The organism is Vibrio sp. 10N.286.52.F8 (genome assembly GCF_041468745.1).
Lineage (GTDB): Bacteria > Pseudomonadota > Gammaproteobacteria > Enterobacterales > Vibrionaceae > Vibrio > Vibrio crassostreae_C.
In genome coordinates, this window is the sequence record NZ_JBFRJF010000069.1 from 1 (window position 1) to 2,290 (window position 2,290).

The window sequence follows — 2,290 nt, forward strand, 5'->3', positions numbered from 1 at the left end:
TAACAAATAAGGATTAAGGTGTTGCGCAGCCAACACTAAATCCCGAGTGTTGAACAAGCCCGAAGCCACTTTGTTAAGTAAATTGTACGATTGAACTTGAAGGGCACATCGCTTTGAGGCTTTTCTCAAGGCGAGCGGGGTCAAGATAAGGTTGCGATAGCAATCTTATCAACCAGTTAGCTATTTTTCGTTTCTTTCGTCGTCACATCTCCTTTGATTTCGTCAATGCCATTCTCCTTATTATCAAATGCCTTTCGGCTACATGGGTCGGCTCACTCCAACACACGCCATCTCATGCTCACAGCAAGGGCAGATTCTTATCGCTTTGCTCCTTATCGGTGCCGTTAGCGGCGGCATCATATAGACCAAGTTCAATAACAGCAGTTGAATGCGGGCTCTTAAGGCGTGAGCTTGACCACGTAAAAATCCGTAGTCTCGTACTCTCTGCAACCCTTTGGGCAGCACGTGTTGCAAAATGAGCAGCAAAAACTTCAGAATGGGCAAGGTGCGCGTTCGCCATGCATTGGTCTGACTCTCTTTATAGCGGAAGGTGACAGTATCATCTGTGATACTGATGATGTCTTCATCAGGCAGCACACCGCGATAGAGATAGCGCGCCAAATAGTTGAGTGCAGCCTGACCGTATCCTACTTGTCTGCAATCGACCACCCATTGTTTGGGTATGCCACTCGGCAGCCACAACGTTGGGTGTTGATTAATGGCCTCTAGCATTCTTGCTCGCCATACTTTGGCCAAAGCAAACGCGTTGAAGAGGTAATGCTTGTTGCCTTTGTGCCACGTTTGCCTCGACGCGTCGTATTGGCCTGCCGCCACGATAATGTGCAGATGTGGGTGCAAGTTTCGTTGTCGGCTGTGAGTATGCAACACGGCGGTAAAACCAAGTTCACCTTGCCGTTGTCGGTTGGCAAAATCCTTTAATACCCCTGATGCCACCTTAAACATACCGTTATATATCGCTTTAGGTTGATGTCTTGCCAGCACTCTCAATTGATACGGTAAAGTGAAGGTCACCATGAAATAGTGAACAGGTAACCGTTTTTGCTGTTGACGCTGTAGCCAGTCAGAAGTGGTGCGTTGTTGGCATTGAGGGCAATGGCGATGACCACAAGAAAGAGGCAATCGGTCATCGTGATGGCAGTGACTGCAGAACCATTGTGAGCGTCCTTGTTGCTCTGTTTTGCAACGGAGCATCGCCCCAATAGCTCGATGCATATCGCCATTTATCTGCGCATGATAGTGATGCTTAAGCGCACGATGATGCTGGCGAAGCAGTTCAATGAAAGTACTCATTTTATGCTCCATGTTAAGTCTAGATCATCCGTTAATTGGTTGATGGCCATTGCCGCATCACGCTGCTTTATCTGAGTCATTCGGGTGTATCGTGCCGTGGTGTTGAGGCTTGCATGACCGAGCAGTGATTGCAGTGAACGCAGGTCGACTCCTTGCTCAAGTAAGTGCGTTGCGAAGCAATGTCTGAGTGAATGAGGACTCGCATGCTTTTTGATACCACACTCTTTAAGTACAAGTTTCATCGTCTTTTGAATTCCGCCACGATCCATGGGGGTGTCGTGACATGTACCAAGTCCAGGAAATAAGTAGCAAGGATGCTTATGGGTAAGCCAGTGCGTGCGGAGTGCCTTAAGCGTTCGCTGCGGAAGCGGCACCATTCGGTCTTTTCCGCCTTTTCCTTCCCGTATGTGAACGCGCATTGTTTGGCTGTCGATATCATGAACCGTAAGATTTAATCCCTCACTGAGTCGTAACCCCATGCTGTACAGAGTAAGAAAAAACACCTGATAACGTGCTTGTCGAGTGTGAGTAATCAGCGAGCTGACTTGCTGTGGTGTCAGTATGTCGGGCAGTCGTTTTACTTGTGGCGGCTTGACGATATTGAGCCACTCCCACTGTTTATCGAGCGTGTAGCGATAGAAAAACTGCAAGCCATTACGATCGAGTTTTATGGTGCTCCACGAGTGGGTTTGAATAAGAGACGCGAAGAACTGTTTGAGGTCAGAGGTCGTTAATGTATCAGGGGCTCGGTCGAAATGAGCGGTGATCCGACGAACCGCACGGGAATAGGCATCAATGGTCGCGGGTCGTTTACCTTGCAGCTTTAGGTTGGTAAGGTGTTGTTCATAAAGGGTGTTGTAACGTTTTAAGTCATCGGGTTTCATGGGGTTACTCCTGTGAACGACCATCAGGGTGATGGTGTTACAAGAGTATGGTTCGCACTCGTTTTACTCTGCCGCGTAGCGGCTTCGTTCAACAA

2 protein-coding genes are annotated in these 2,290 nt (G+C 48.3%); both read right to left on the reverse strand.

Annotation, left to right across the window (positions count from 1 at the left end):
* Positions 1 to 258: 258 nt before the first annotated feature.
* Positions 259 to 1,311 (reverse strand): transposase, encoded by a 1,053-nt coding sequence (locus tag AB4133_RS21915; RefSeq protein ID WP_102332453.1) that lies wholly within the window; start codon positions 1,309 to 1,311, stop codon positions 259 to 261.
* Positions 1,308 to 2,195, reverse strand: coding sequence for a site-specific integrase (locus AB4133_RS21920; RefSeq protein WP_017080449.1), 888 nt, complete (start codon positions 2,193 to 2,195; stop codon positions 1,308 to 1,310). Before AB4133_RS21920 ends, AB4133_RS21915 begins: the two co-directional genes overlap by 4 nt.
* Between the last annotated feature and the right edge of the window lie 95 nt (positions 2,196 to 2,290).

What these genes read in the sequence shown, in the direction of transcription:
- AB4133_RS21915 (WP_102332453.1), bottom strand. Translation starts at nt 1,311, where the DNA reads ATGAGTACTTTCATTGAACTGCTTCGCCAGCATCATCGTGCGCTTAAG.
- AB4133_RS21920 (WP_017080449.1), bottom strand. Translation starts at nt 2,195, where the DNA reads ATGAAACCCGATGACTTAAAACGTTACAACACCCTTTATGAACAACAC.